The 25,530-nt window shown below is 35.6% G+C and carries 20 protein-coding genes and 1 tRNA gene; 3 read left to right on the top strand and 18 right to left on the bottom strand.

The window, feature by feature from the left end; translation table 11 throughout:
- Positions 1 to 12: 12 nt before the first annotated feature.
- The 5 genes from lepB to M0214_RS09200 form a co-directional block, all read right to left on the bottom strand.
- Complete coding sequence (gene lepB / locus M0214_RS09180; protein WP_248722271.1) at positions 13 to 1,731, bottom strand: signal peptidase I; 1,719 nt, start codon at positions 1,729 to 1,731, stop codon at positions 13 to 15.
- A 67-nt stretch (positions 1,732 to 1,798) separates the two neighbouring features.
- Positions 1,799 to 2,506, bottom strand: a complete 708-nt coding sequence (gene dapB / locus M0214_RS09185) for a 4-hydroxy-tetrahydrodipicolinate reductase (protein WP_248722272.1) — start codon at positions 2,504 to 2,506, stop codon at positions 1,799 to 1,801.
- A 65-nt stretch (positions 2,507 to 2,571) separates the two neighbouring features.
- Complete coding sequence (locus M0214_RS09190) at positions 2,572 to 3,189, bottom strand: DUF5683 domain-containing protein (protein WP_248722273.1); 618 nt, start codon at positions 3,187 to 3,189, stop codon at positions 2,572 to 2,574.
- Positions 3,179 to 4,081: a ParB/RepB/Spo0J family partition protein gene (locus M0214_RS09195; RefSeq protein WP_248722274.1), complete on the bottom strand. Its 903-nt coding sequence runs from the start codon at positions 4,079 to 4,081 to the stop codon at positions 3,179 to 3,181. The genes M0214_RS09190 and M0214_RS09195 overlap by 11 nt, the downstream gene beginning before the upstream one ends.
- Before the next feature lie 3 nt (positions 4,082 to 4,084).
- A complete protein-coding gene (locus M0214_RS09200) occupies positions 4,085 to 4,849 on the bottom strand; it encodes a ParA family protein (RefSeq protein ID WP_248722275.1) in 765 nt (254 codons plus the stop codon).
- A gap of 185 nt (positions 4,850 to 5,034) precedes the next feature.
- Here M0214_RS09200 and M0214_RS09205 point away from each other — a divergent pair, with 185 nt between their 5' ends.
- On the top strand, positions 5,035 to 7,806 hold the full coding sequence (locus M0214_RS09205) for a pitrilysin family protein (protein WP_248722276.1): 2,772 nt from the start codon (positions 5,035 to 5,037) through the stop codon (positions 7,804 to 7,806).
- 47 nt (positions 7,807 to 7,853) lie between these two features.
- Here M0214_RS09205 and M0214_RS09210 read toward each other — a convergent pair whose 3' ends face one another.
- From M0214_RS09210 to M0214_RS09255, 10 genes are all read right to left on the bottom strand, one after another.
- Positions 7,854 to 8,180, bottom strand: coding sequence for a hypothetical protein (locus M0214_RS09210; RefSeq protein WP_248722277.1), 327 nt, complete (start codon positions 8,178 to 8,180; stop codon positions 7,854 to 7,856).
- Between the two features lie 13 nt (positions 8,181 to 8,193).
- Positions 8,194 to 10,344: a methylmalonyl-CoA mutase gene (gene scpA / locus M0214_RS09215; protein ID WP_371873475.1), complete on the bottom strand. Its 2,151-nt coding sequence runs from the start codon at positions 10,342 to 10,344 to the stop codon at positions 8,194 to 8,196.
- A gap of 9 nt (positions 10,345 to 10,353) precedes the next feature.
- Positions 10,354 to 10,992 (bottom strand): hypothetical protein, encoded by a 639-nt coding sequence (locus M0214_RS09220; protein ID WP_248722278.1) that lies wholly within the window; start codon positions 10,990 to 10,992, stop codon positions 10,354 to 10,356.
- A 3-nt stretch (positions 10,993 to 10,995) separates the two neighbouring features.
- Positions 10,996 to 12,354 carry a methylmalonyl-CoA mutase subunit beta gene (locus M0214_RS09225; RefSeq protein WP_248722279.1) on the bottom strand — a complete coding sequence of 453 codons (1,359 nt, stop codon included), beginning with the start codon at positions 12,352 to 12,354 and terminating at the stop codon, positions 10,996 to 10,998.
- Positions 12,347 to 12,670 (bottom strand): septum formation initiator family protein, encoded by a 324-nt coding sequence (locus tag M0214_RS09230; protein ID WP_248722280.1) that lies wholly within the window; start codon positions 12,668 to 12,670, stop codon positions 12,347 to 12,349. The genes M0214_RS09225 and M0214_RS09230 overlap by 8 nt, the downstream gene beginning before the upstream one ends.
- Positions 12,670 to 13,275 (bottom strand): uridine kinase, encoded by a 606-nt coding sequence (udk, locus tag M0214_RS09235; RefSeq protein WP_248722281.1) that lies wholly within the window; start codon positions 13,273 to 13,275, stop codon positions 12,670 to 12,672. Before udk ends, M0214_RS09230 begins: the two co-directional genes overlap by 1 nt.
- A gap of 128 nt (positions 13,276 to 13,403) precedes the next feature.
- Complete coding sequence (locus tag M0214_RS09240) at positions 13,404 to 15,242, bottom strand: hypothetical protein (RefSeq protein WP_248722282.1); 1,839 nt, start codon at positions 15,240 to 15,242, stop codon at positions 13,404 to 13,406.
- 67 nt (positions 15,243 to 15,309) lie between these two features.
- Positions 15,310 to 15,708 carry a cytochrome c gene (locus tag M0214_RS09245; RefSeq protein ID WP_248722283.1) on the bottom strand — a complete coding sequence of 133 codons (399 nt, stop codon included), beginning with the start codon at positions 15,706 to 15,708 and terminating at the stop codon, positions 15,310 to 15,312.
- 6 nt (positions 15,709 to 15,714) lie between these two features.
- Positions 15,715 to 16,836: a PQQ-dependent sugar dehydrogenase gene (locus M0214_RS09250; protein WP_248722284.1), complete on the bottom strand. Its 1,122-nt coding sequence runs from the start codon at positions 16,834 to 16,836 to the stop codon at positions 15,715 to 15,717.
- Positions 16,837 to 16,857: 21 nt separating this feature from the next.
- Positions 16,858 to 19,155, bottom strand: coding sequence for a TonB-dependent receptor domain-containing protein (locus M0214_RS09255; RefSeq protein WP_248722285.1), 2,298 nt, complete (start codon positions 19,153 to 19,155; stop codon positions 16,858 to 16,860).
- A 123-nt stretch (positions 19,156 to 19,278) separates the two neighbouring features.
- Between M0214_RS09255 and M0214_RS09260 the strand changes: the two genes are divergently transcribed.
- Positions 19,279 to 19,353 (top strand) — tRNA-Pro (locus M0214_RS09260).
- A 243-nt stretch (positions 19,354 to 19,596) separates the two neighbouring features.
- Positions 19,597 to 20,919, top strand: coding sequence for a dicarboxylate/amino acid:cation symporter (locus M0214_RS09265; protein WP_248722286.1), 1,323 nt, complete (start codon positions 19,597 to 19,599; stop codon positions 20,917 to 20,919).
- A 123-nt stretch (positions 20,920 to 21,042) separates the two neighbouring features.
- Here M0214_RS09265 and M0214_RS09270 read toward each other — a convergent pair whose 3' ends face one another.
- The 3 genes from M0214_RS09270 to M0214_RS09280 all read right to left on the bottom strand — a co-directional run bounded on the left by M0214_RS09270 (position 21,043) and on the right by M0214_RS09280 (position 25,512).
- A complete protein-coding gene (locus M0214_RS09270) occupies positions 21,043 to 22,518 on the bottom strand; it encodes a T9SS type A sorting domain-containing protein (RefSeq protein WP_248722287.1) in 1,476 nt (491 codons plus the stop codon).
- A 673-nt stretch (positions 22,519 to 23,191) separates the two neighbouring features.
- Positions 23,192 to 24,076, bottom strand: coding sequence for a glycosyl hydrolase family 17 protein (locus M0214_RS09275; protein WP_248722288.1), 885 nt, complete (start codon positions 24,074 to 24,076; stop codon positions 23,192 to 23,194).
- A gap of 5 nt (positions 24,077 to 24,081) precedes the next feature.
- Positions 24,082 to 25,512: an MFS transporter gene (locus M0214_RS09280; RefSeq protein ID WP_248722289.1), complete on the bottom strand. Its 1,431-nt coding sequence runs from the start codon at positions 25,510 to 25,512 to the stop codon at positions 24,082 to 24,084.
- Between the last annotated feature and the right edge of the window lie 18 nt (positions 25,513 to 25,530).

Consider the following 25,530-nt stretch of genomic DNA (forward strand, 5'->3'; position numbering starts at 1 on the left):
CAGGAGATAAAATTAAGCATTAGCTTTTTTGCGCTTACGCCATTTGTTAAATCCAAGAGTAATTGCTAAAATAACGAGAAATGGAATGAAATATGAGGTGGCTTTACCAGTGCCGCCCACAGTAGTAAAGAATCGTTCCCATCTGGCATTAGGGAACCCATCCCAACTCATCCAAATAAATACAGGTTTACCCACTACGTGATCAAATGGCGCGAATCCCCAACCTCTTGCATCTATAGAGTTGTTTCGGTTGTCACCCATCATCCAGTAGTAGTTTTGTTTAAAGGTATATTGGTCTGTTACTTCACCGTTAATTAAAATCTGATTGCCTTTTACTTGTAATGTGTTGCGTTCGTATTCTGTTATTGCTCTTTTGTATAATGGGAGATTTTCAAGAGTAATATCTATTGTGTGACCTTTTCCGGGAATGTATAGTGGCCCAAAAAAGTCATAGTTCCAGTTGTAATCAGGATGATGAGGAAAAGTTCTTGAGTCTCGAGCTCCCTTTTCTCTCTTTATTTTTTTAATTGATTTAATATTGGAGTCGTTTTTTAGCTTATTGTAGGCTTCATCTGTGAGGTTTATTTCCATCCTTCCAGTTAAACCGAGACCATAACGACTAATAACCTGATTTAAGAATTCACTTGGATAAGCTTGTAGATATAAGTTCTCTGGGTCACCTTCTATAAGTTCTAATCTGAAGTTTTGCTGAATGAATTGGTCAACACGGTTACGCTTAATTTTGTAATATCGTGAATATTCGGTGCTTCCTAATCTTTTTATGAAGTTGTCATTGAGGTAGTTTACAGATTGCACTTCGGAAACGAACTGTAGTTTTGCTCTATCTGGTAAAACATTCTGTTTTCCATTAATATAAACGTAGCCATCTCTTATTTCTAAAGTATCCCCTGGCACACCAACACAGCGTTTTACGAGGTTGGTCTTTTTATCAATAGGTTTATAGTAATTCCTATCTGGAGTGAAATTATTCATATCCAAAAGCGTATCTGCAGGCTGATTAAACACGACAATATCGTTTCTTTCAATGTCTTCAAATCCAGGAATCCTTAGGTATGGTAACTGAAGTTTATTTAACCAAGAAGTTTCTCTTTTAGAAAAGTCATCATCAAACAAGTACGACTTCTTTTTTAGAACGGGAATCGTATCATGTACCATAGGGGCAGCTACCGTAGTCATGGGTACTCTTGCACCATAATGAAACTTACTAACAAATAAAAAGTCGCCTACCAATAACGATTTTTCTAAGGATGATGACGGAATGGTAAAAGGCTGCATAAAATATGTATGCACAATGGTTGCAGCTACTATGGCAAACAAAATAGAGCTGGTCCATTCTCCCGACGAGGATTTTGGATTAGTATCACGATTCTCGACATACTTTACATCGGCTACATAATTTAAATAGTAGATATAGAACCCTAAGGTAACAACTGCTAAAAATGTATCTATGTATTGGTTTTTACCAAAACTCCTGGCCGTTTCTACCCAAATGATAACAAACATGAATAGGTTGACAATGGGAAGAAATAAGAGTATTACCCACCACCAAGATTTAGGTCTATTAATTATTTTCGTTAAAACTACGGCGTTATAGACGGGGATAAAGGCTTCCCAGGCCTGGCGCCCCGCTTTGATATATAGTTTCCAAGTACCTAAACCATGAATTACTTGAATAACTAGAATGAATATAAACCATTGCGTTAACGTCATAACCTTAAAATTTAAATCGTTTTGTTTGTGCCTAATTTATTGGTATTGTTACACATTGCTGATAGTGTTAGCTAATATTTAACACATCTTTCATAGAAAATATACCCGTTTTACCATGAAGCCATTCTGCAGCAACTACTGCTCCAAGAGCAAAGCCTTGTCTGTTGTTTGCAACATGTTCTATGTTTATGGTGTCTACTTCGCTTGCATAATTTACAGAGTGTGTGCCAGGAACGTCCCCAATGCGTTTTGCAACGATGGGAATAGTCTTGTTATCGTTAGTTTTGTCCAACTCCCAGGCATTATAATTACTGTTGTTTTCTATAACACCTTCAGCTAAAGTAATTGCTGTACCACTAGGGGCATCTAATTTTTTTGTGTGGTGTATCTCTTCCATGGTTACATTGTACTCCTTTAAAGATCCCATCATTTTGGCCAAAGTTTTGTTAAGCTCAAAAAAGATATTGACGCCTAAGCTAAAGTTGGACGCGTAGATAAAACCACCTTTTTTTTCTTTACAAAGTTCAACAGCTTTATCATAATTGTCTAGCCAGCCTGTAGTTCCAGATACAACAGGTACACCATTGTTTAAACAGTTGGTAATATTGCCGTAAGCTGCAGAAGGTAAACTAAAATCTATGGCAACATCTGCAACAGTAATATCATAATCTTTATCGTCTTTATCGACGGTTAAAACAACTTCATGCCCACGATTAATTGCTATCTTTTCTATGGTTTGTCCCATACGTCCGTATCCTAATAAAGCAATTTTCATATCAATATTCTTTTTTAATAGTCCTTTTAAAAAGGGGTTTGTTATTGGTTAAACACCTCTAAGCGCTAAAATTTAAAATTTAATGTTAACCCAACATTGCTGTTGGCATTAAAATCGTTGAATTTATAATGTGGTGCCAAAGATAAGTTTTCATCTACATTATATTGTAATAAATGAGCATCAACATTGGCGTCTATAATATTTAGTGCGTAGAGGCCTATGGTTATTAATAATGACAGCTCCTTATTTCGTCTGTAAAACTTTTGAGCACGCTGTAGTCCATCTGTCGTAACTCTCTCTGAGATTACGTTGCCTTCCTCATCTAGATTAAGGAACTCATCATCAGAGAAACCGGCAAGGCGCCTTTTAAAGGCATCTCTGTATCTGTTGTATTGTTTGTTGTTATTGGTGTAGAAATAAACACCGGTTCCTAAGGCACCATAGACAATAGGGATTTTCCAATACTTTTTGTTGTAGGCTTGCCCTAAACCAGGTAATATGGCAGAATAGAATGCAGCTTTAGATGGCGATAATGGATTTATCGGTTCTCTTTCGATGATAGAGTCAACAACAATCTCTTTTGATATTCGTTTTCGCTTGGCTCTTTTTTCTTTTTCTTGAGAAAAGGAGGTAAAACAAAACAAAAGGGCAAGAATACTAACCGTTAAGAATTTATTTAGCACTCTGAATTAATTTTTTAATACGAATAAAGTCTTCTTCTGAGTGAAAAGGAATCGTGATTTTACCTTTTCCGTTTTTAGATACTTTAACGTCGATTTTATGTCCAAAGTATTCAGAAAACAGATTAACCCCTTTTTTGATGTATTTTGGTATGTCCTCATTCGTAGAACTACTTACAGAACTGCTTGGGTCATTGAGGTTTCTAATGAGGTTTTCGGTAGCCCTAACCGATAGTTCTTTTTCTAATACCTTTTCGTAAACATCAAGCTGTATGGTAGGGTCTTCAATGCTAATTAAGGCTCTTCCATGACCCATAGAAATAAAACCATCTCGCATTCCAGTTTGTACTATAGGGTCTAGTTTGAGTAAACGCAAATAGTTTGTTATGGTAGAGCGCTTTTTGCCTACACGTTCACTTAATTGTTCTTGGGTGAGGTTTATCTCATCTATTAAGCGTTGGTATGATAGCGCAATTTCAATAGGGTCTAAGTCTTGGCGCTGAATGTTTTCAACCAAGGCCATTTCCAAAGATTCTTGGTCGTTTGCAATTCTAACATAGGCGGGAACAGTTTCTAAACCAACCAACTTGGAGGCTCTAAAACGGCGTTCACCAGAGACCAACTGATATTTATTAAAATCTAGTTTTCTAACAGTTATGGGTTGGATAATCCCCAATTGCTTTATGGATGTTGCCAGCTCTTGTAAAGATTCTTCACTAAAATTACTTCTTGGTTGAAATGGATTGACTTCTATTAAATCTAAATCAAGTTCGATTATATTACCAATAACCTTATAGGCATCTTTATCCTGAACAGATTGAATGTTGTTTTCAGGGTCTTTTAAAAGCGCCGATAAACCTCTGCCTAGAGCCTGTTTTTTTTTCGCCTTTGCCATATTCTAGGAGTTTTTGTTAATGATTTCTCGTGCCAAACTTAAGTAATTGTTAGCACCTCTGCTACTGGCATCATATTTAATTATACTCTCGCCATAACTGGGTGCTTCACTAAGACGAATGTTTCTTTGAATAATCGTTTGAAACACCATGTCATTAAAGTGTTTTTGAACTTCTTCTACAACTTGATTAGATAAACGTAAGCGAGAATCGTACATGGTAAGCAATAACCCTTCTATGTCTAAATCTTCATTATGTATTTTTTGAACACTTTTAATGGTGTTTAATAGCTTGCCTAAACCTTCTAAAGCAAAATATTCACATTGAATAGGGATTATAACCGAATCTGCAGCTGTTAAAGCATTTAGTGTCAATAGGCCCAATGAGGGAGCACAATCTATTAGAATATAATCATAATCATCTTTGATGTCTTGCAATGCGCTTTTTAGCATGTATTCCCTAGATTCCTTATCTACAAGTTCAATTTCTATGGCTACAAGATCAATGTGCGCGGGGATTATATCTAGGTTGGGTGTTTCTGTTTCTAAAATAGCCTCTTTTGCAGGGTTAGAATGTTCTAGAAGTTGATAGGTGCCCACTTCTACAGATTCTACATCAACACCTATGCCTGAGGTAGCATTGGCCTGAGGGTCTGCATCTATCAAAAGTACTTTTTTTTCAAGAACGCCAAGCGATGCTGCTAAATTAATAGAGGTTGTTGTCTTTCCTACGCCCCCTTTTTGGTTAGCAATTGCAATGATTTTACCCATTAATTTTCAAGGTTTAAATAATGGTAAAAATACGATTATTTGTGAGGAATAAAAACCTTAATTGTTAACAGGGTTATGTATTTGAAAAATCCTTTATATGTTTTGATTTTTTGACCTTTTTAACATTTTTTTAGGTAACAAAAAAAGCTTAATTCGTACTTTTCAGAGAATAAATCTAAAAAACTATGAGAAAGACACATTTAATGTTTTACAGGCTCTGTTTTACACTAATCGCCTTATGCCTTTTTTCCAGTTCTTGGGCACAAATAAAAAAGACGGCCTCTGTAGAAGGTATTGACGAATACATGTTGGATAATGGACTAAAAGTTCTGTTGTTTCAGGATAATTCAGCACAAACCATTACGGTTAATATTACCTATAAAGTAGGATCTAGACACGAAGGTTATGGTGAAAAGGGAATGGCACATTTGCTAGAGCATATGGTGTTTAAAGGAACTCCAAACCACCCCGATATACCAAAGGAATTAACAGAACACGGTGCTAGACCCAATGGGACTACTTATTATGATAGAACCAATTATTATGAAACGTTTAATGCTACAGACGAAAATCTAGATTGGGCTTTAGATCTAGAGGCGGACCGAATGTTAAATTCTTTTATTTCAAATGAAGATTTACAATCTGAGTTTTCTGTTGTTCGTAATGAATTTGAGATAGGCGAAAATTCTTCGTCCAATGTTTTGAGGTTAAAGGTAATTAATACAGCTTATCTTTGGCATAACTATGGAATGGCAACCATAGGTAATCGTTCTGACATTGAGCGAGTTCCTATTGAAAATCTTCAGGCATTTTATAAAAAATATTACAGACCCGATAATGCAGTTTTAATGGTTACAGGTAAGTTCGAGACCGAGAAAACATTAAAGCTTATTGAGGATAAGTTTGGGAAACTAGAAAACCCTGTATCTCCTTTAAGGGATATACCAACAATTGAGCCGGCACAAGATGGAGAAAAGCGAATTACGCTTAGTCGGGTAGGAGATTTACAGTTGGTTTCAACCTTATACCATATTCCAGCTGGGTCTCATGAAGATTATGCAGCTATGTCAGTAGCAGAAGAGATATTAACCGATAATCCTTCTGGTAGATTGTACAAAGCTCTTATTGATGGAGAAAAAGCATCGAGTATGTATTCCTATGCTCCGTTTACAAAGGAGCCTTCTTTTATGTACATTAATGTAAATGTGCCTTCCGATAAATCTTTAGATGAAGCAGAAACTACAATGCTCAATCTTTTAGATGGTCTGAAAGATAACCCTGTAACCGAAGATGAGGTAAAACGCGCTAAAGCTAAGTTACTTAAGCAAAATGATCAGATTTTTAGAAACTCATCTTATCTAGGGACATATATAAGTGAGTTTATTGGTGCAGGTGATTGGCGCTTATCTTTTATTCAAAGAGATCGTATAGAAGAAATGACTGCGGAAAAAGTAAACAACGCTATTAAACGGTATTTAATTCCAACAAATAGAACGGTTGGAAAGTTTATACCGTCTAAACAGCCTATTCGTGTTGAAATTGAGCATACTTCAGGACTTGAAGAATTAGTAACTAATTATAAAGGTAAAGAGGGTTATGATACCGGTGAGGTTTTTGATGTTGCCTATGAAAATATTCAAAATAGATTAGAATCAGGCGTATTAAATAGTGTGCCAATTGAGTACGGTCTTATTGAGAAAAATAATAGAGGCGAATCAGTATCCTTATCATTTACCATAAGAAATGGAAATGTAGAAGATTTCATGAATAAAGGCAAAACAGCAACCTATGTTGCCCGCATGTTAAATAAAGGTACTACAAATAGAACTAGGCAAGATATTAAAGATAAGCTTAGTGAGATAAAATCATCGGTTAGTTTTAGTGGTTCTAATGGAAGGGTTACTGCAAAAATAAGCAGTACCAGAGAGCATCTTATGACAGCGTTAGAGCTAATGACCGATATGCTAAAAAACCCCGATTTTAATGCTGAGGAACTTAATAAACTAAAGACTCAAGATCTTGCTGGAATAGAGCAGAATAAAAGCCAGCCGCAATTTTTAGCTAGTAGAAAGTTAAGTCAGGTTAATCAAAAGTTTGAAAAAGGACATCCGTTATACAGCCCTACCATAGAAGAAGAAATTGAATATATCAATGCGGTAACTGTAGAAGATTTGAAATCTTACCATGAGGATTTTTATGGAATCTCCAATAGCGCAACCTTAGTAGCTATAGGTAATATAGATAAGGAAGCTCTAAAAGGATATTTCGAGAAAGAGTTTTCAGATTTTAGAGTGAAAAAACCATTCCAAGACATTAGCAATCCGTTTGTGAAAAATAAAATTGCAAATGAAAGTATAAAAACTCCTGATAAGAAAAATGCTATCAGTATAGGGTTATTGTCCTTTGAAGGTAGCCAAGAAGATGATGATTATGCTGCAATCCAAATTGCAACCTCTATTTTCGGTGGAGGTGTTTTAAAGTCCAGAATTACAACTAGGTTACGTCAAAATGATGGAATTAGCTATGCAGCTGGAGGTTATGCAAATATAGACGGAGATAAAAACGACAAGTCTTCTGGATTGATAGTTTATGCTATGTATGCTCCAGATAATGCCTCGAAAATTCAAAAAGGTTTTTCTGAGGAAATCGAACGTTTTATAAAAGATGGTATAACAGAGGAAGAGTTGAAAATAGCCGTTAACAGTTGGGTGCAAGGCCAAAGTGTTTCTAGGGCAAAAGACAATGAGTTGGCAAGTAAAATCAATAATAACCTATACTACAATCGCGATATGATGTTCCTTAAAGGCGTTGAGGATAAGGTGACTTCTTTAACAGTAGAAGACGTTAATAAAGTTATAAAGAAGTATTTTAAGACGTTCGATAACTGGACTGTAGTAAATGCTGGTGATTTTCAAGATGCTCCAGAGATTAGCGACGTAGAGAAAAAAATAGATTAATCCTTGTTTTATGAATACAAAAAACCCGAATATTAAATTCGGGTTTTTTATTTGTTTGTTGTTTTTGTTGTGCGCTCACTATCAGTATTTTCCTTTATGAAATCGCTATTGGTTAAATTATCGTTTACATCTCTTGTGTTAAGTATTTCAAGAGGTAAATTACAGTTAGGGCAGTTGCCTTCTTGGTTATATTTTTTTCCCGGTATACAATCTGTTAAGCAAATATAAACGAGTTCTCTTTCTATGGATTCCTCAGCTGATTCAGTTGTCGTGGGAGCACTTCGAGATTTATATAGATTGGGGATGATTAACATTATAATGGTAATCAACACAAGGAGAACAAAAGCGATAATAATTATTTTTTTCCTTTTCATCCTTGCCAACTTTTTAATCAATTAGTATTTCTAGAATCTTTATTGCGGCTTCACTAATTTTTGTTCCAGGCCCAAAAATAGCTATGGTTCCTGCATCAAAAAGAAATTGATAGTCTTGTTTTGGGATGACGCCGCCTACAACAACCATAATGTCGTCACGGCCGTATTGTTTTAATTCTTCTATAACTTGCGGAACCAGTGTTTTGTGACCAGCAGCTAAAGAAGACACACCTAAGATGTGTACGTCATTTTCAACAGCTTGTTTTGCCACCTCCTTAGGGGTCTGAAAGAGTGGAGCGATATCGACATCAAAACCTATATCTGCATAGCTGGTGGCGACCACTTTTGCGCCACGGTCATGACCATCTTGCCCCATTTTAGCAATCATTATGCGAGGGCGTCTACCGTCTTGTTCGGCAAAAATATCAGATAATTCTTGAGCTTTTTTAAATGATTCGTCGTCTTTCACAATCTTACTATAAACACCAGAGAACGTATTTGTTTGGGCTTTATAGCGTCCAAAAACTTGTTCTAGAGCATCGCTTATTTCTCCTAATGTGGCCCTTTCTCTTGCGGCTTCAATAGCTAAAGCTAATAAATTCTTATTCCCTTGCAAAAGAGAACCTTTAGAATTGTGCCACTCCTGTGCAACTTCAGTTAATTTTAAAAGTACTTTTTTTACATTTTCATTTTTCCTAGTAGCCTTAATCGTATTTAAACGCTCAATCTGTTGTGCTCTTACAATACGATTGTCTACTTCTAGAGTAGAGATAGGTGCTTCTTCTTCAAGTTTGTATTTGTTAACTCCAACAATGATGTCTTGTTCAGAATCTATTCTTGCTTGTTTTTTAGCAGCAGCCTCCTCTATTCTTGTTTTAGGAATACCCGATGTTATAGCCTTGGTCATGCCACCAAGACTTTCTATTTCCTCAATTAAAACCCAAGCCTTTTCGGCAATGGCATGTGTTAGCGATTCTATGTAATAACTCCCTGCCCAGGGATCTACAGTTTTGGTTATTTGGGTTTCTTCCTTAAGGTATATCTGTGTATTTCTTGCAATTCTAGCCGTAAAGTCTGTTGGCAGTGCAATAGCTTCGTCTAGCGCATTGGTATGCAGGCTTTGAGTACCGCCAAAAACTGCTGCGCAGGCCTCGATTGTAGTTCTGGCAACATTGTTGAAGGGGTCTTGTGCTGTTAAGCTCCATCCAGAAGTTTGACAATGAGTTCTTAGTGCTAGTGATTTGGGGTTTTTAGGATTGAATTGTTTTACGAGTTTAGCCCAAAGCATTCGAGCAGCTCGCATTTTAGCAATTTCCATGAAATGATTCATGCCTATACCCCAAAAAAACGATAGGCGAGGAGCAAAATCATCAATATCCAAACCAGCTTCGAGTCCTTTTCTCAAATATTCCAGACCATCGGCAAGCGTATATGCCAATTCAATGTCGCAAGTGGCTCCTGCCTCTTGCATATGGTATCCCGAAATACTGATACTGTTAAATTTTGGCATATGCTTACTCGTATATTCAAAAATATCAGAGATAATTTTCATTGATGGTGTAGGCGGATAGATATAAGTATTTCTCACCATAAATTCCTTAAGAATATCATTTTGAATAGTACCGGCTAGTTGATGGGTCTTAAAGCCTTGTTCTTCAGCAGCTACTATATAAAATGCCATAATTGGTAAAACAGCGCCATTCATGGTCATGGATACCGACATTTTATCTAGTGGTATTTTGTTGAAAAGTATTTTCATGTCTTCAACAGAATCGATAGCTACTCCGGCCTTTCCAACATCTCCAACAACGCGTTCATGATCACTGTCGTAACCACGATGCGTGGCTAAATCGAAAGCAACAGATAGCCCTTTTTGTCCAGCTTTAAGATTGCGTCTGTAAAAGGCATTACTTTCTTCAGCGGTTGAGAATCCCGCATACTGTCTAATAGTCCAGGGACGTCTAACATACATTGTGCTATATGGGCCGCGAAGGTAAGGCGGTATTCCTGCAACAAAATCGAGGTGCTCAAGATCTTCTATATCGTCATAGCTATAGGAGGATTTTAAGGGGATGCCCTCAGCGGTGATAAACGATTTTTCGCTTTCATTGCGAGAATCAGCTTGATCCGCGATTAACTTGATATGTTGAAGTTTTTTTCTCAATAGAATTAATTAATTGCCGTCTGTTGCTTGGACAGAATTATCAAAATTTATTTTCTGCATATCCATGTCGAATAACCTAGAGTAAAACAAATCAAAAGCAATGTATGTTGCTAAGTGTTTGTCGCTAAGCGCATTTCTATATTTAGAGCTAAGCGGGGAGCCAAAAAGTTTTGGACTCATACTATTGGTAGAAATAAGAGCGTTAAAAGTTGTTTTTAGGTTATTGTCCTTGATGTTTTTAGAGATGCATTCTATTAACGGGCTGCTATAGTTCAAGTGACTTTTAGTGTTCTCAGCATCCCATAAGGTATTGTCGTCTTTTAAAGCTTTAAAGATATTAAGAGTATGTTCGGAAATAACACTTTCGTAAGGCACTTTGCTATAAACGGCTGTCCTAATAAAAGTAGCGTAAGCCGTTGTTAAAGTAGGTTGAGCGTTTGTGTTTCTATTGTTTTTTCCGTAGAAATTTAGAATGTCTTCTTCAAAGGAATATAAAGCCTCCATATAAAGTTTTGAATTCAACCCTTCACAAGAAATAGCCTTAGGTTTATCATCATATTTGTAATCAACAGTAATAGTATTGTTGTTTTTACAGTTAAATAAAATACATGTTAGTAAAAATAAAATGAGTTTGGTTATTGATTTCATGTTTTAATCTTCGGTTTTTAATCGTTTTTGTTCTATAGTTTCAGCTAATCGTTTTTCTACTATTGGTGCTATTAAGGTTTTTCTTTTTTTTATTTTAACAAAGGGATAGATTTCTAAATACTTCTTCATTTTATCTTTTTCATCTATGTACTTGTTAGTGCCAACAAGTGTTTTTTCCGAAGTGTTAAATTGAGTCTGTTCTTTTTCTGCAGAATCTTTTATTTTTCTTTGTATGGTGCCTACCTTTAATTGTTTTAAGAAGCCATCATTAGCTTCAATATCTTTAAAAAGGGTTAAGGCTTTTTCGGCAATTTGATTAGTAAGGGACTCAATGTAATACGAACCGTCGCTAGGATTATTAACCTTATTAAAATAACTTTCGTGTTTGAGTATTAACAATTGGTTTCTTGAGGTTCTTTCGCTAAACGCATTGGGCTTGCGATAAATTAAGTCAAATGGCACATTATTAATAGTGTCAGCGCCTCCCAAAATAGCACTCATGCACTCGGTTGTAGTACGCACTAGGTTTGTATTGTGGTCGTAAATGGTTTTGTTGCGTTTTGTTGGCGTTGAAAAGATGTGGCAGTTCAAATTGGTATTATATTCGCTTGCCAAGGTTTTCCAGAGTAATCTTAGGGCTCTTAATTTTGCGATTTCAAAGAAATAATTAGATCCAATAGCAACATTAAATACGACCCGCTTCAGATTTATGTTTTCTTTTTCTAAGGCATTTAAATATTCATTGGCATGTGTCAAGGCATAAGCCAATTGTTGCACCATATTGGCTCCTGCATTTTGATATAACGAAGCGTTTATGCTGAAGGTTTTTGTTTCGTTTACAATGGATTTGAACTTTGAGAAATCATCATTCAAATTATTAAACCAATTCCCGGTTTTTGCGAGATTGCCAATAATATCGGTATGCGTTAGAATTTCAGTTTTAAAGGGGGTGTTTAGATTTTTAAAAAAATCGGGAGATAAAAATTGAGGTTCTAAATGAATATTGGAGCCTGATACATTGATGTTTTCTAATAAATCATCCACTGAAAAGTCTTCCGAAGGAATAATAAACCTAATACTTTCGGCTCCTTTTTTGAGTGCATTTGTTGCTTTTAGGTTAGATTCTTTGATATCTGAAACAAAAATGGTTTCGCAAATTTTCCATTTGGAGGCTTTTGTTGATGGAGATGCTAGAAATTTCTTGAAATCATCAGCAAGGTAAAATGGTTTAACCGAAATATCATCAGGGGAGTTCCAAACAAGGGTATCGTTGTAATCAGCTCCATTTAAATCGAACTGGATTTTTTGTTTCCATTGCTTTGCTGAAACAGCATCGAATTCATTAAACCACAGTTTACTCATTTGTTTTGACCTTTAAACTGTCTTCGTACTCTATGATAAATATTTCTTCGTTTTCACGTTTCATGTAGTATTCTTCTCGGGCAAATTTTTCAAGACCTTTCTCAGTACTCAGCTTTTTTGTTTCTTTATTGTCTTTCTCAATTTCATGCTTGTAATAAGCCTTTTCATCATTTAAATCATCAATTTCTTCGTTCAATTCGTTGTGAATTAACCATGAGTTGGCATCCCAGAATAACATCCAAACTATAAATCCTACCAAAATTAGCAGGTATTTGTTTTTTAGTGGTTTAAATAGTTTGTGTTTGAAAATGGTCATTATAGATTTTCGTTTATTATGGAACGTACTATATCTACAGCTACGTTATTGTATCTGTTGTTAGGTATGATTATATCGGCATATGCTTTCATAGGTTCTATAAACTGTTCATGCATGGGTTTCAAAGTGTTTTGATATCTGTTTAATACTTCGTTTAAATCCCTGCCTCGTTCGGCTATGTCGCGTTTTAAACGTCTTATTAAGCGTTCATCAGAATCGGCGTGTACAAATATTTTTATATCGAACATATCTCTTAATTCTGGATTGGTTAGAATTAAAATGCCCTCTACAATCATCACCTTCCTGGGGTGGGTCAAAATAGTATCACCTGTTCTGTTATGTTTTACAAAAGAATAAACAGGCTGGTGGATAGGAGCATTTTTTTTAAGAGCTTTTATGTGCTCTGTCAATAGATCAAAATCGATAGACCTAGGATGGTCAAAGTTGATGTTTGTTCGCTCCTCATAAGTTAAATGAGAGGTGTCTTTATAATAAGAATCTTGTGAGATTACACCAACTTCGCCTTCGGGTAATTCGTTTAAAATTTGATTTACAACCGTGGTTTTTCCGCATCCGGTTCCACCTGCTATTCCTATAGTTAGCATGAATTAATGGCTCTTGGTTAACATAACAAATTTAGGATTATTTATTCGATTTTGTTAGGATTAAACCAGTTTTGAAAGGAATTCTTTAATATAGATGGCGTTTTTTGACCTGCTATTGCATAGGTGCTTTACCAACCAATTCTTCTTACTTGACCTTCTTCTAAAATAATGTTTTTACCCTTTTTTGCTGTCTTAATCTTTACTTTTCCGTTCTTCTTGTAGGTGTTAATGTCTTTAGTTTCGCCAATTTTGAATTTGTTTACTATATATTTATCGCCCTCATAGGTTAGGGAAATAGAACTATTGGGTTCAACTTTAAGTAAACCATCTGAAGTTAAGACGTCTGAAGCGCTTACCGCAAATATTTTAGAAATCGTGGAATTACTAATATTAAAATTTAGTGAAGGTGTTCCTGAATTTCCCTTACCAATAATAACCTCTAGGTCTGCAATTTTAAGAGGTATGTTATTCGATGAATTAATAAACAACATCTTGTTGTTAGACATTTTTATGAAGCTGTCTGGAGATAATGAAAGCGAGTGGGGGCCAATGACAAAGGTCTTATTTTCTGCGAGTATAAAACTTATTATTTTACCGCTTGGAGAAAGGGTTAAATCAAAGTTATTAGGTTTATGGTTAGCCTTTACGACAATTTGGCCATAATTAGTAGTGTTGATTTTAGAATCGTCTTTAAGATTAAAGCCGGTTACAGTATAAGGGGAGAAAGCGATTAAAGCACCTTCTTTAATAGTAAGATTCCCGTAATCTGTTCTAAATGTTTGGTCTTTGGCAGAAATAGCACTAATCACATATTTCTTTTGATTATCAAAGTTTACGGAGCTATTACCTTTTAGTTGGATGGTTTGATTGCCTACGGTAATACTAGCGTCTTTTAATAAAGTACTTTTGAAATTTCCTTTCAATGTATCGTTTGGTACTTCTGCTATTTCTATGATACCTTTATGTTGTATTAGTTTTAACTCATTATTGTTGGGGATAATTTCTGTTTCGTTAGTTTTTAATGTTGGTTTTGGTTCAGGTATTTCTGTGTTTGTTGAAACAGTTGTGGTTGTAGTTGTCGTAGTTGTTGTTGTCGTTACTGTTGTAGAGCTATGTGGTAAATTAAAGTCTTTAACTTGGTGACTTAAAGTAGAGTTCCTATCCCCTAATATTCCAGAATACAAATATTGAGAGTCAACTCTTTTTTTTGCTCTATTATGTTCAACAAAATAGTTAGTCCATATGTGGTTTCCAAATGTAGTTCTATAAGAAACCAAGGCTTCAATAGGCTTGGATGGGTCTATTTTAGAGCCTAAAGGGATTTTCACGAAGAAGTCTCCTTTGCTTCCTGAGGTATGATTTATTTCTGTGGTATATTCGCTATCTTGGCGGTTTTTTAACCTAATTGAGAGGCCACCAACTTTTTTTATAAGTTCCTCATTCTCTTGGAGTTTATTAATAACGTAAGGCGGTAAGCCATTCCCTCCGTGTAAAATAAGTTTATAACTTGCTTTAGGGTTTTGCTTGCCTTCAACTTCAGAATATTGATCTAATATAATTGGGTCGGTAAGGTTTTCAGTTGTTCGTCTAATTATTGTCCAAATAGTATTGCCATATGTTGTAGAGGCAGATACCATTATAATTAAAGGTTTGTCAAGGGTAAAGTGCTCGCTTTTCTTCTTTACACTAAGTTGAAGATCTGCAGTGTTATAATGTTTCGTTTTAGGGTCGTAAATTACATTGTAAATGTTTCCAGAATAATATTTCCAGTTTTTTTCTCCTTCATTTTTGAGTTTTAGCGAGATGTTATTTAGGCCTTTATCGTTAGGTATTACATCATAAGGTAATAGTCTTTGTTCTACTTCAGGAGTAATTCCAGCAACAGGTATTAAAATGTGTTCTTGAGCTTTGACTAGATTAACTAGTGAAAAAGCAAGAAAGAGCAAAAAGTTGATTTTTTGATTCATGGATTTGGGGTTTAGGAGATTTTATATTTTGATTGATGATGTCTTAAAGCAAAGTTGATGCCAAAAGCTATTTTTTAATTGAGGCCACTTCTTCCTTTGTTATTTTTTTATCGTTTTTGTTGCCCCAAGAGTTGGTGATAAAGTTCATAACATCTGCAATTTCTTCATCGCTAAGCCCCATGGTAGACATGGCGCTGTTATAGGTTGTGCCATTAACAGTTATTTCGCCAGCAAGTCCATATTTAATAGCTTTGATGCTTGCTTCTCTTTTGTTTATCAGGTAATCTGATTTAGCTAGCGGGGGAAACGCATTTGGAATACCTTCTCCATTAGGCATATGGCAAGAAACACAAAAATCATTATAGACTTCTTTTCCTTTGTCAATACTTTCTTTTAAGCTGTTTTGTGCCGAGCCTAGCAAACCCAACATGCACATTAAAGTGAAAATTAAATAGGTTTTTTTCATGTAGTTTTATTTTTTTGGAACAATCTTAACAATACCCTTGTTTTCAATTCCCAAGTAGATGTAGCCGTCAGGTGCTTGGATTATATTCCTTACTCTGCCAATGTCTTCAAATAGTTTTTCGCGCTTAACTACTTGGTTGTTTTCTACAACAAGACGCTCAAGATATTTAAATTTTAACGAGCCCACAAGAATATTTTCTTTCCAGTTGGGATATTTATCCGAAGAAACTATAGCCATCCCGCTTGGTGCAATGGAAGGTGTCCAATGAAAAAAGGGTTGTTCCATACCTTCTTTTTCAGTAATATCGGTAAATGTGGTTCCGTTGTAGTTAATGCCATAAGATATTATGGGCCAGCCATAGTTTTTTCCTTTTGCAATAATATTAATTTCATCACCTCCTCTAGGACCGTGTTCGTTCACCCATATTTGTCCTGTAAATGGGTTTTTAGTCATCCCTTGAGGGTTTCTATGTCCGTAACTGAAGATGGCTTTTTTAGCATTTTTAGTGTTTACAAAGGGGTTATCTTTAGGAATACTGCCATCGTCATTTAACCTGTAAATTTTGCCACAATCTCTTGTAATATCTTGAGGGTTTACGTCTCTATTTCCGCGATCTCCAATAGAAAAGTATAAGTATCCTTCATTATCGAATTCAATTCTAGAGCCCCAATGTTGCCCTTTTTTGGTATTCGGCTCAGCTTTATATAGGACTTCTAAGTTTTTTAATGCTGTCCCAATTAATTTAGCTCGAACAAGCGCTGTATTTCCGCCATCGCCTTCTCCGGTAGCAGAAGCGAGGGTCATATATATCCATCCATTATTTTCATAATCAGGGTGTAGTTTTATATCCATAAACCCGCCTTGTCCGCGAACATAAACATCAGGGGTGTTACTTATAATGGTTTTTTTGCCGTTCTTGAAATGAATTAAATTTCCACTTTTTTCAGTAATTAATATGCTTTCGTCTGGTAAAAAAGCCATACCCCAAGGGATGCTTAAATCGGGGACGACGACTTCAGTACCGTAAAGCGTGTTTAGAGGAGATTCGGCTCCTATATCAGTTACAACTTGTTGTGCGCAAGCTGTAAGGCCTACGAATGCTATCAAAACTAAACTTATTTTTTTCATTCTCGATAGAGTTTAGATGCTTTATTGGAAAGCATATTTTAGATTAATGCCACAATAATAATTTATGGGATTTCCAGGGTAGTAATATCGTGGCTGTCTACCTCCAAAGCCTACTGCGTTTATTAAGACTTGCGAGGCATATTGTCTATCAAATATATTATTTAAACCAGTAAAAACGTTGATTTTTAGGTTTTTGTTAAGATTTTTCCTGAAGCCTATTCTATAATTCGTAATGTTATAGCTTTCGGAATAAAGACTATTACTATCTGTTATAGGGATTTGCCCAACATGTTGGAAATTAAGATTTCCATAAAACCCAAATTCGGAATTAAAATCTATTATGGCATTAAAAACTTCAGAGGGAACCCCAGTTAAATCGTTGTTAGAAAAGTTGTTTTCATTGTCAATAAATTCCTTGAACTTATAATTATTTAGCGAGAAATTTGTAGTTACGTTTAGGTTGAAATTTTGTGTAGAAATCAGGTTGTAGTTTAGGCTTGCTTCCAGTCCATCGTGTCTTGTTTTTCCGGCGTTAATTCCAATAAATTGGTCCTGAGAAGTTCTCCTAGACACCAAAAGGTTTTTAATGGCTAATCTGTAAATCGAAAAATTGAATTGTAAACGATTTTCAGCAAGGCTTCCTCGAGTTCCAATCTCAAAATCCCACCCCGTTTCAGGTTGTAAACTTGTGTTGATTTGTCCGTCTGGAAGTAGTGTTTCTTCAAGTGAAATAGGGGAGAAGCCATGACTGGTGTTTACAAAAGTGCTTATGTTTTTAGACAATTGATAGGAAACTCCAAGTTTTGGAGATAGGATATTTTTAAATTTGAAATTACCGGATTGGTCTTGATTTTCTTCTGAAACAGGAAAAAAATCCTTTAAGCGATAAGAGGTTTCATTTAAATTTAAACCAATAGAAAGCGTTGTTTTATCTGAGATTTCATGATTGGTCTCGAAAAAAACATTGTAATAACTTCTGCGTTCTTTAAAGTCTGAAAGTTGGTCACCTCCAATGCTTCCAGTTCCTGATGGAAAATCTTCATAAAGATTTTCAAAAGTTTTATGTTCATAGGTGTCCCTAAAAAGTTCACCTCCTAGAGTCCATTTTGTGAGTATTCCAAAAAGTTTGGTGTAGCCCAATAGTCTGCTTCTAAGGCCTGTGGCAAAAGTGTCTTCCTGTAGTATGTTAAAAGGTCTAGGTTCATAGGCATCCCTGAACGATGCGAAAACACTTGTTATATGTTTTGTTTCGTTGGGATATTTGTGGGTCCACGATATCCCAAAAACACCTCTGTTATAATCTTCGAACCCCATAGCGCGGTTCCACGTAAAGGCTGCAGACCGGGGGTTGTTTAAAAAATCTTCTTCATTAAGAGCACTGGGTATAAATGCCTTTAAATTTATGAGACTTGCTAATAAAAAAAGTTGGTTATTATCGTCAATAAAGTAGTTTGAGCTTAAGGTTAAAGTTTGTCTGTTGTATGTATTATTGTCTCTATAACCATTGCTTTGGGTGTTACTGTAAACGGCATTAAATCCAATTTTTTGATTGCTCAGGTTAAGGTTGGTTAAGTTTTTTATTAATCCAAAGGAGCCAATTGTGAATTCGTTGGATAGTATGGTGCCCTCAAACTTGGGTTTTTCTGGAAATAGTTCTATCGTTCCTCCTAGGCCAGCACCGTAAATACTGGATACGGCTCCTTTGTGGATTTCTAATCGTGATATGGTACCCAGTTCCAAATCCTCAATATTGGTTTCACCACTTCCGTTTGTTAAAGGGATATCGTTTAAGTAGGCCCGTATTTTTGAAGTACCGAACAAGTTTCGTGATCCAATACCACGAATGGTAATTCTATTGGTGTTCAATGCTCCGGTTTGCATAAAAACTCCAGGGGCTCTGTTAAGAGCAGATACAACGTTTATATTGTTAGATAGCTCAATATTTTTTTTAGAAATTAGACTTATGGATGATGTTGCTTTTTTTAGTGTTTTAGGAATATGGCTAGCTTCTACAATTACTTCTTCTAAAAAGGAAGGGTTTAGGCTTAACTGAATGATATAGTTTTGGTCTGCTTTAAGTTCGATTTGTTTTTCTAAGTATCCGTTTTTTTTAAAGCTATAAATTCCAGGTTCTTTAACTAGGAAAAAACCATTGCTTTCAGAAGTTGTAGTTGTGTTTGTTTTTGTGTTTGTTATCAATACAGAGCCTAAGTCTGCATTGTTGTCTAGATCAATTGTTTTACCAGTAATAGATTGTATCTGAACACCAAAACACAATTTAATATTGAGCAGAAGGAAGGCAATTGTTTTTAAGTTCAAAATAAATACGGGTAATTTAGTTTAAATTCAATTGATTAAATCTGAAGTTTTCCAGATGAATATTTTTATAAAAATAAACATTCAATTCAATAAAAAAAGTATATTTGCAGCCCGTTACGTTTTCGGGGTGTAGCGTAGCCCGGTTATCGCGCCGCGTTTGGGACGCGGAGGTCGCAGGTTCGAATCCTGCCACCCCGACTAAATAGTATTAAAAAGATATTTAGTACAAAAGACAAAAACCAGTAGATATATTTCTACTGGTTTTTTTGTTTTAGTATGTCTTGATTTAATAGCAGTAATCTTAGAGATTGCCAGATACCATAACTAAGAGAAAATATCTTAAAAAAGATTAGTCCTTTCATAAACAATTAATTTCTTAACCTTAAAAGTTTATCAAATTCCGTAAGTTTATGTTCAGTTAAAAAATTCAATAGGAACTGTATGAAGAACCTCGCGCTACATTGGAAAATATTAATAGGTATGTTATTAGGACTTGTTTTTGGGTTTGTAATGGCATCTATAAACGGGCAGGAATTTGTAATGAATTGGATAGATCCCATAGGTAAAATATTTGTTAAGCTGCTTAAACTAATCGCTGTGCCTTTAATTTTGGCGTCCTTGATAAAAGGAATTTCAGATTTAAAGGATATTTCGAAGTTTAAAAATATGGGGCTAAGAACAATAGTGGTTTATATTTTAACCACTGTAATTGCAATTACAATTGGGCTCGGTTTAGTTAATACCTTGAAACCAGGAAACGGAATTACTCCAGAAACAGTTTCCATGTTGAAAGATAAATATTCTTCAAGCGAAAAGGCGCAGACCATTTTATCTAATGCGCAACAACAAAAAGAGGCCAGACCATTACAGTTTTTAATTGACATGGTTCCAGATAATGCTGTGTACTCGATGAGTAATAATAAACTTATGTTACAGGTTATTGTTTTTGCCATACTTTTGGGAATTTGCCTCTTACTGGTTCAGGAGGAAAAAGCGAAGCCATTAAAACACTTTTTTGATTCACTAAATGAAGTAGTTTTAAAAATGGTAGACTTAATAATGCTCACTGCTCCTTATGCTGTATTTGCGCTTTTAGCAACCGTAGTAGTCTCGGCAGACGATCCCGATATCCTTTTGGCGTTACTAAAATATGCTGGGGTAGTTGTGTTAGGGTTGTTTCTAATGATTTGTTTTTATCTGGTTTTGGTATCTGTTTACGCTAAAAAATCACCTTTATGGTTTATTAGTAAAATTAGTCCGGCACAATTACTGGCGTTTTCTACAAGTAGTAGTGCTGCGGCTCTACCGGTAACCATGGAACGAGTAGAGGAACATGTTGGGGTGGATAAAGAAGTGTCTAGTTTTGTTTTACCTGTAGGAGCTACCATTAACATGGATGGAACCAGTTTATATCAGGGTGTTGCAGCGGTTTTTATAATGCAAGTTTTATGGCCCGAAGGTTTGGTTTTTAGTAACCAATTAATGATTATTCTAACGGCCTTGTTGGCATCTATAGGAAGTGCTGCCGTCCCGGGAGCAGGTATGGTTATGTTGGTTATAGTTTTAGAAGCGATAGGGTTTCCTTCAGATTTATTACCTATTGCTCTGGCGTTAATATTTGCAGTAGATAGACCTTTGGATATGTGCAGAACAACGGTTAATGTTACTGGAGATGCAACCGTATCTACCATAATAGCAAAGTCTTTAGGTAAGTTGGGCAAACCTAATATTAAGAATTGGGATGATAATTATCCTAATTCATAAACACCTGTTTTCTATGGGTCAACAGATGCTATTTGGTTTCTTAGATAAGGTAAACATTTAAAAATAAGAAAGGCGACTCTTAAAAAATGAGCCGCCTATCTTGTCGCCTAATTAAACTACAGTTTATCGTTTTACTAATTTTAAATTAGATATACCGGAACGAGTTTTTATTTTTGCTAAGTATAATCCCGATTTAAGGTTTGTGCTATCAATTAAAACTTCATCACTGTTTGGAGAAAGAATTTTAATGGACTTTCCTAGAATGTCAAATATTTCTATGCGTTCTATTCTAGTATTGTTACCAGCATTAATTGCCCAATTTTTATTTGTAGGGTTAGGGTATGCTCTAAATCTAGATAATTGATTTTCTTCTTGGCTTAACGTGTTAGATGAACTAAAATAGATGTTGTCGAAGTATACAGTGCCGTCTCCGGTAAATTTGCTTTGCACGATGTCTGCACCATCCCATGTTCCTGCAACAAGAGCAGGGAAATTTTCAAAATCACTTAAAGGTATGAAAACGCTTGTCCAGGTTCCAAGAACAAGAGGTTGATTTCCTGTTGGGCCAAACACATATCTTGGTTCTTGAGGGTTTCCACAACAAATTGACTGAACGTTGGCAAGAGAATTGTCTATTAAGTAAAACTCAAAGAAAGTACCAGAGGTGGCATAATAGTCTAAGTGTACAAACGTACTGCTTGTTGCGTCATAAGATGTCCAACCCGAGCCAAAGAATCCCAAGCCCTCTAGTTTACCAACTTTATTGCCATTCAAGTCTACTTCGCTTTGTGTTACACCACCGCCAAAGAAAGAAGCAAAGGTGAAATTGGATAAGTCTGACTCACCGCCAGAAGCTAGGCCGCTGTAGATGTAAACATCGGTTCCACTAGAGCCTATTTCTGCTGGAGCACTAGTTGGATCTGCTATACAAGGGGCACAGCTTGAGCCTCCACAATCTACACCGGTTTCATCACCATTTTGGATGCCATCACTACATGTTGGGGTAGCTGCTGAAGCTGTTACAACTATGTTATCCACTTCAAATGCACCTCCCGAACCATCTATTGGAGCGGTTGCCATATTCCAGAAAAATATTAATAGATTCCCGTTTGTGTCGAACTCACTTGGGTTAGGGGTCATGTTAAAGGTCAGCTTAGTCCATCCTCCTCCAATTGTCGCACTATTTTGGATGTTTTCATTGTTTACAACGACTACACCTCCTCCAATTTTAGAGACCTGAGTCTGAAATTGTAAATTGGTATTTGGTAAAGCAGCATCAATCTTAATATCAAAAGAAATTTCTAGAGTTCCTGAAGTCCCAAAATCGAACATGGCGTCCTCATAGAGATATTGGAAAGATCTGCCTTCTGATGTTCCATTTCCATCATCGACAATACCTGTGGCTGCCATTGATCCGGCAGGGTTCCCCACGGTGTTAGACCAAGTTAAAGTTGATTCAGATGCATAAGTTGCTCCAGTATTGTTTCTTAGTTCAGAAGGAAGGGCTGAATCGAAAGTAAGGTTCAAAAGCTGTGTCTGTGTGTAGCCAACGCTGTATACAAACAGACAGATAATAATTAGAGTAATTTTTTTTGTCATGATAATAAAAGTTTAGTTAATAATTTTTTTGAAATACACTTTTGGAGAGTGTATTTCTGGTACTTTTAAAGATATAGAGCTTCTTTGAAGAATTGGATTTTTACTACCACTACAAAAAACATACAACTTGAAATATTTTATGTTAGTACGTATATTGTTTTTGAAGGTGTTTTTTTGGTGTTTTATCGGATTCAAACTTGTGGTTTTTATATTTTATAGTCCTTATTTATCCAGTGAAGTCATACTTGTAGGGGCAATGTTGTGGTATTTCAAATTGATGTAATTTTTCTTTTTAGAAGAATTGTATTAGTTAACTTTTTTCTGTCTGTGTTTCTTGTAGATTAAGCAGGTATCTTAATAAAACTTGTCAGGAAAACTGCTGTCTTTTTTTTGTGAATGTTTTTACTGCGATTAATTTTTTATATCCGTGTTCTGTCAACTGAATAGACTTTGAGTATTATGATTTAAAAAGTAATCTCAACCTATTTAAAGAATAATATATTTTGATTCGTGATCTATCTTTTGTAGAAAAAAATGACTAGGTTTTTAACAATACTATATTTCCTCATTAGAAAAGTAATGAAGTGTAGTAGGTAAAAAAAGTACACTTACTTAAGTGTCATAAAAGAAATGTATTGTGAAGTAATTTATAGTAAGTGTGTAGTGTTTATTTTTAAAACTTTAACTGCTCATTAGTGCCCCACAGCCCCCAAAAAGCACCAACATCACCCTCGGCTCCTACTTTCCAGTTTTCATCAAAAGATGAAAAATAAAACATTGGAATATCTTCCTCAAAGCTCCATTGCTGTGATGCTATAAAATACTTCATGGCATTTTCTTTCGACGGGAATGCCCCTTGAAGTGCAGTGCCCTCACTAGGCCAACCTGTCTCTGTAATAATTACAGGTTTTCCATTTCCAGCCTTTTTTGCACGATTGTACATATCTTTCATATAGAGTAGGGCATAGTCTTGATCGCAACCTTCCCAAAAAGGGTAGCAGTTAGCAAGTATAATATCGCAGGCCTCGGTTATTTCAAGTCTATCTGTAAACTCATAATAGGCATCAACATACCCTACTGGAATCCCGTCTATTTTGGATTTCGAATAATATATGAAGTCCAATAATTCTTCCTGTGTTAAATCACCTCTGTACATCACCTCATTGCCAACAGCAGCTATATCGGCATAACCATTGTTGCACAACTGTATTAAGTTGTTTACTTCTAAGTTATTAGTTTTTTCATTCTCTCCAAGCCAAGCACCAACTAAGGTTTTTATGCCAAGTTCTTTTGCAATAACAGGAATGAGTTCGTTACCCTCGGTACACGAAAAGGTTCGTATCCATTTAGTGTAGGGTTTTATAATTTCCAGACGTCTTCTAATTTGAGCTTCAGAAAGTTGGTCGCCAGGTTTTTGCCATTGCGTGTAAGGACTAAAGCAAAGACCATACATACCCATGTTCAATGTGTCTTTGAACACTTTTTTTAACTCATCAATAGATTTATTTTGAAAGTCTATTGATGCCAAAGTGAGAAACTTTTCTGATCTTCTAGACATTACTTTTATTTATCTAATAAATTTTTTCTCTGTTCTAGTTCTTCTCTAATTCGATTTGCTTTCTCCTCGGTAACGTCATAATTACGCATAATAAGCATGGCCAATAATGTTCCTGCCATTGGAAAAAAACAAAAGAAAGCATGTAGTCCGTCGACTGCAGTTTCTTGGTCTGTTGTAGCTAAATCGGGATTAAAGCCTACAAGCGTTATAATTACACCGCTTAGAGCACCGGCAATGGCAAAACCTACTTTGACCATCCACCAGTATATGGCTCCAAAGATGCCCTCTCTTCTTAAACCAGAATTTAATTCGTCTATATCAATAACATCAGCTGTCATAGACATCATAATTGTGAATAGACTACCAATGCCAAATGAAAAGAATGGCAAGGCAAAGATATATAGCCAAGGTTTTCCTGGTACGAAAAGAAACCAAAGTAAAATATAGCCCACAATAGATATACCTTGTGAGAGTAAAAATGCATTTTTTTTACCCATTTTTTTTGACATCCAGGTTACTGTTGGTATAACAACAAATGTAGTCCCCAATGCCCCCAAACAACCAAATAAAGAAACCCAGATACCACTTGCTCCAGCATCACCATTAAAAAGTTTGTATACTATTACAAAAAAAGTTAGTGCGGCTACGGTGTTGAATGCATTAAAGATTAAGAATGTTGCAGCGCACAATTTTCTGAATTCCCTTAATTTAAAGGCTTCTACAAAAGAATAATAGTATGTTTTCTTTAAGCTGTTGCCAATATTGGTATAGTTTATAGGTTCGTAATTTTTGTTTAAAGTAGATTCGCTTTTTATAAATATTGCTGGTATTAGTGCGCATATTGTACAAGGTATGGCTACCCAAATCGCCAATTCTCGAGCAGCTACTTCAGCAGATGGAAACCAATTAGGGTCGTACATGATAATCCAAAATAAAGGAGCGATGACCCAGGCCCATTGACCAATCCATTGCGCAATAGCCATAATATTAGTTCGTTCATGGAAATCATCACTCATTTCATAACCCATAGCAACATAAGGCACACTAAAAATAGTTAGGCCTAAATAGAAAACTAACGACCATAAAAAGAAATACCAAAAATTGTATTCTAAAGTATTCTCCTTAAAAAGTTGCCACATGAAAACGTATGCAATACCCATTAGTGTGGCGCCAATGAAAACGTATTGTTTTCTTCGGCCATATTTAGATTTGGTATTATCGGAAATATAACCCATTAACGGGTCTGTGATAGCATCGAAAATTCTTGGAAAAAAGTATATTAAACTCCACATCCACCCAGAGAAACCTAAGTCTTGAACTAAAACAACCATAAAAATACCCAGAATGGCGGGAAACATTTGGTTGGCTAGCATACCAACTCCAAATGCCACTTTTTGTCCTAACGGAATTTTCTTTTTTGTTTTAATACTAGACATAGTTTTGAGAGAATATTA

Source organism: Seonamhaeicola sp. ML3, assembly GCF_023273855.1.
Classification (GTDB): domain Bacteria; phylum Bacteroidota; class Bacteroidia; order Flavobacteriales; family Flavobacteriaceae; genus Seonamhaeicola.

Coding starts and splice junctions, on each gene's coding strand:
- lepB (WP_248722271.1), bottom strand. CDS start 1,731: ATGACGTTAACGCAATGGTTTATATTCATTCTAGTTATTCAAGTAATT.
- dapB (WP_248722272.1), bottom strand. CDS start 2,506: ATGAAAATTGCTTTATTAGGATACGGACGTATGGGACAAACCATAGAA.
- M0214_RS09195 (WP_248722274.1), bottom strand. CDS start 4,081: ATGGCAAAGGCGAAAAAAAAACAGGCTCTAGGCAGAGGTTTATCGGCG.
- M0214_RS09200 (WP_248722275.1), bottom strand. CDS start 4,849: ATGGGTAAAATCATTGCAATTGCTAACCAAAAAGGGGGCGTAGGAAAG.
- M0214_RS09205 (WP_248722276.1), top strand. CDS start 5,035: ATGAGAAAGACACATTTAATGTTTTACAGGCTCTGTTTTACACTAATC.
- M0214_RS09210 (WP_248722277.1), bottom strand. CDS start 8,180: ATGAAAAGGAAAAAAATAATTATTATCGCTTTTGTTCTCCTTGTGTTG.
- M0214_RS09220 (WP_248722278.1), bottom strand. CDS start 10,992: ATGAAATCAATAACCAAACTCATTTTATTTTTACTAACATGTATTTTA.
- M0214_RS09225 (WP_248722279.1), bottom strand. CDS start 12,354: ATGAGTAAACTGTGGTTTAATGAATTCGATGCTGTTTCAGCAAAGCAA.
- M0214_RS09230 (WP_248722280.1), bottom strand. CDS start 12,670: ATGACCATTTTCAAACACAAACTATTTAAACCACTAAAAAACAAATAC.
- udk (WP_248722281.1), bottom strand. CDS start 13,275: ATGCTAACTATAGGAATAGCAGGTGGAACCGGATGCGGAAAAACCACG.
- M0214_RS09240 (WP_248722282.1), bottom strand. CDS start 15,242: ATGAATCAAAAAATCAACTTTTTGCTCTTTCTTGCTTTTTCACTAGTT.
- M0214_RS09245 (WP_248722283.1), bottom strand. CDS start 15,708: ATGAAAAAAACCTATTTAATTTTCACTTTAATGTGCATGTTGGGTTTG.
- M0214_RS09250 (WP_248722284.1), bottom strand. CDS start 16,836: ATGAAAAAAATAAGTTTAGTTTTGATAGCATTCGTAGGCCTTACAGCT.
- M0214_RS09265 (WP_248722286.1), top strand. CDS start 19,597: ATGAAGAACCTCGCGCTACATTGGAAAATATTAATAGGTATGTTATTA.
- M0214_RS09270 (WP_248722287.1), bottom strand. CDS start 22,518: ATGACAAAAAAAATTACTCTAATTATTATCTGTCTGTTTGTATACAGC.
- M0214_RS09275 (WP_248722288.1), bottom strand. CDS start 24,076: ATGTCTAGAAGATCAGAAAAGTTTCTCACTTTGGCATCAATAGACTTT.
- M0214_RS09280 (WP_248722289.1), bottom strand. CDS start 25,512: ATGTCTAGTATTAAAACAAAAAAGAAAATTCCGTTAGGACAAAAAGTG.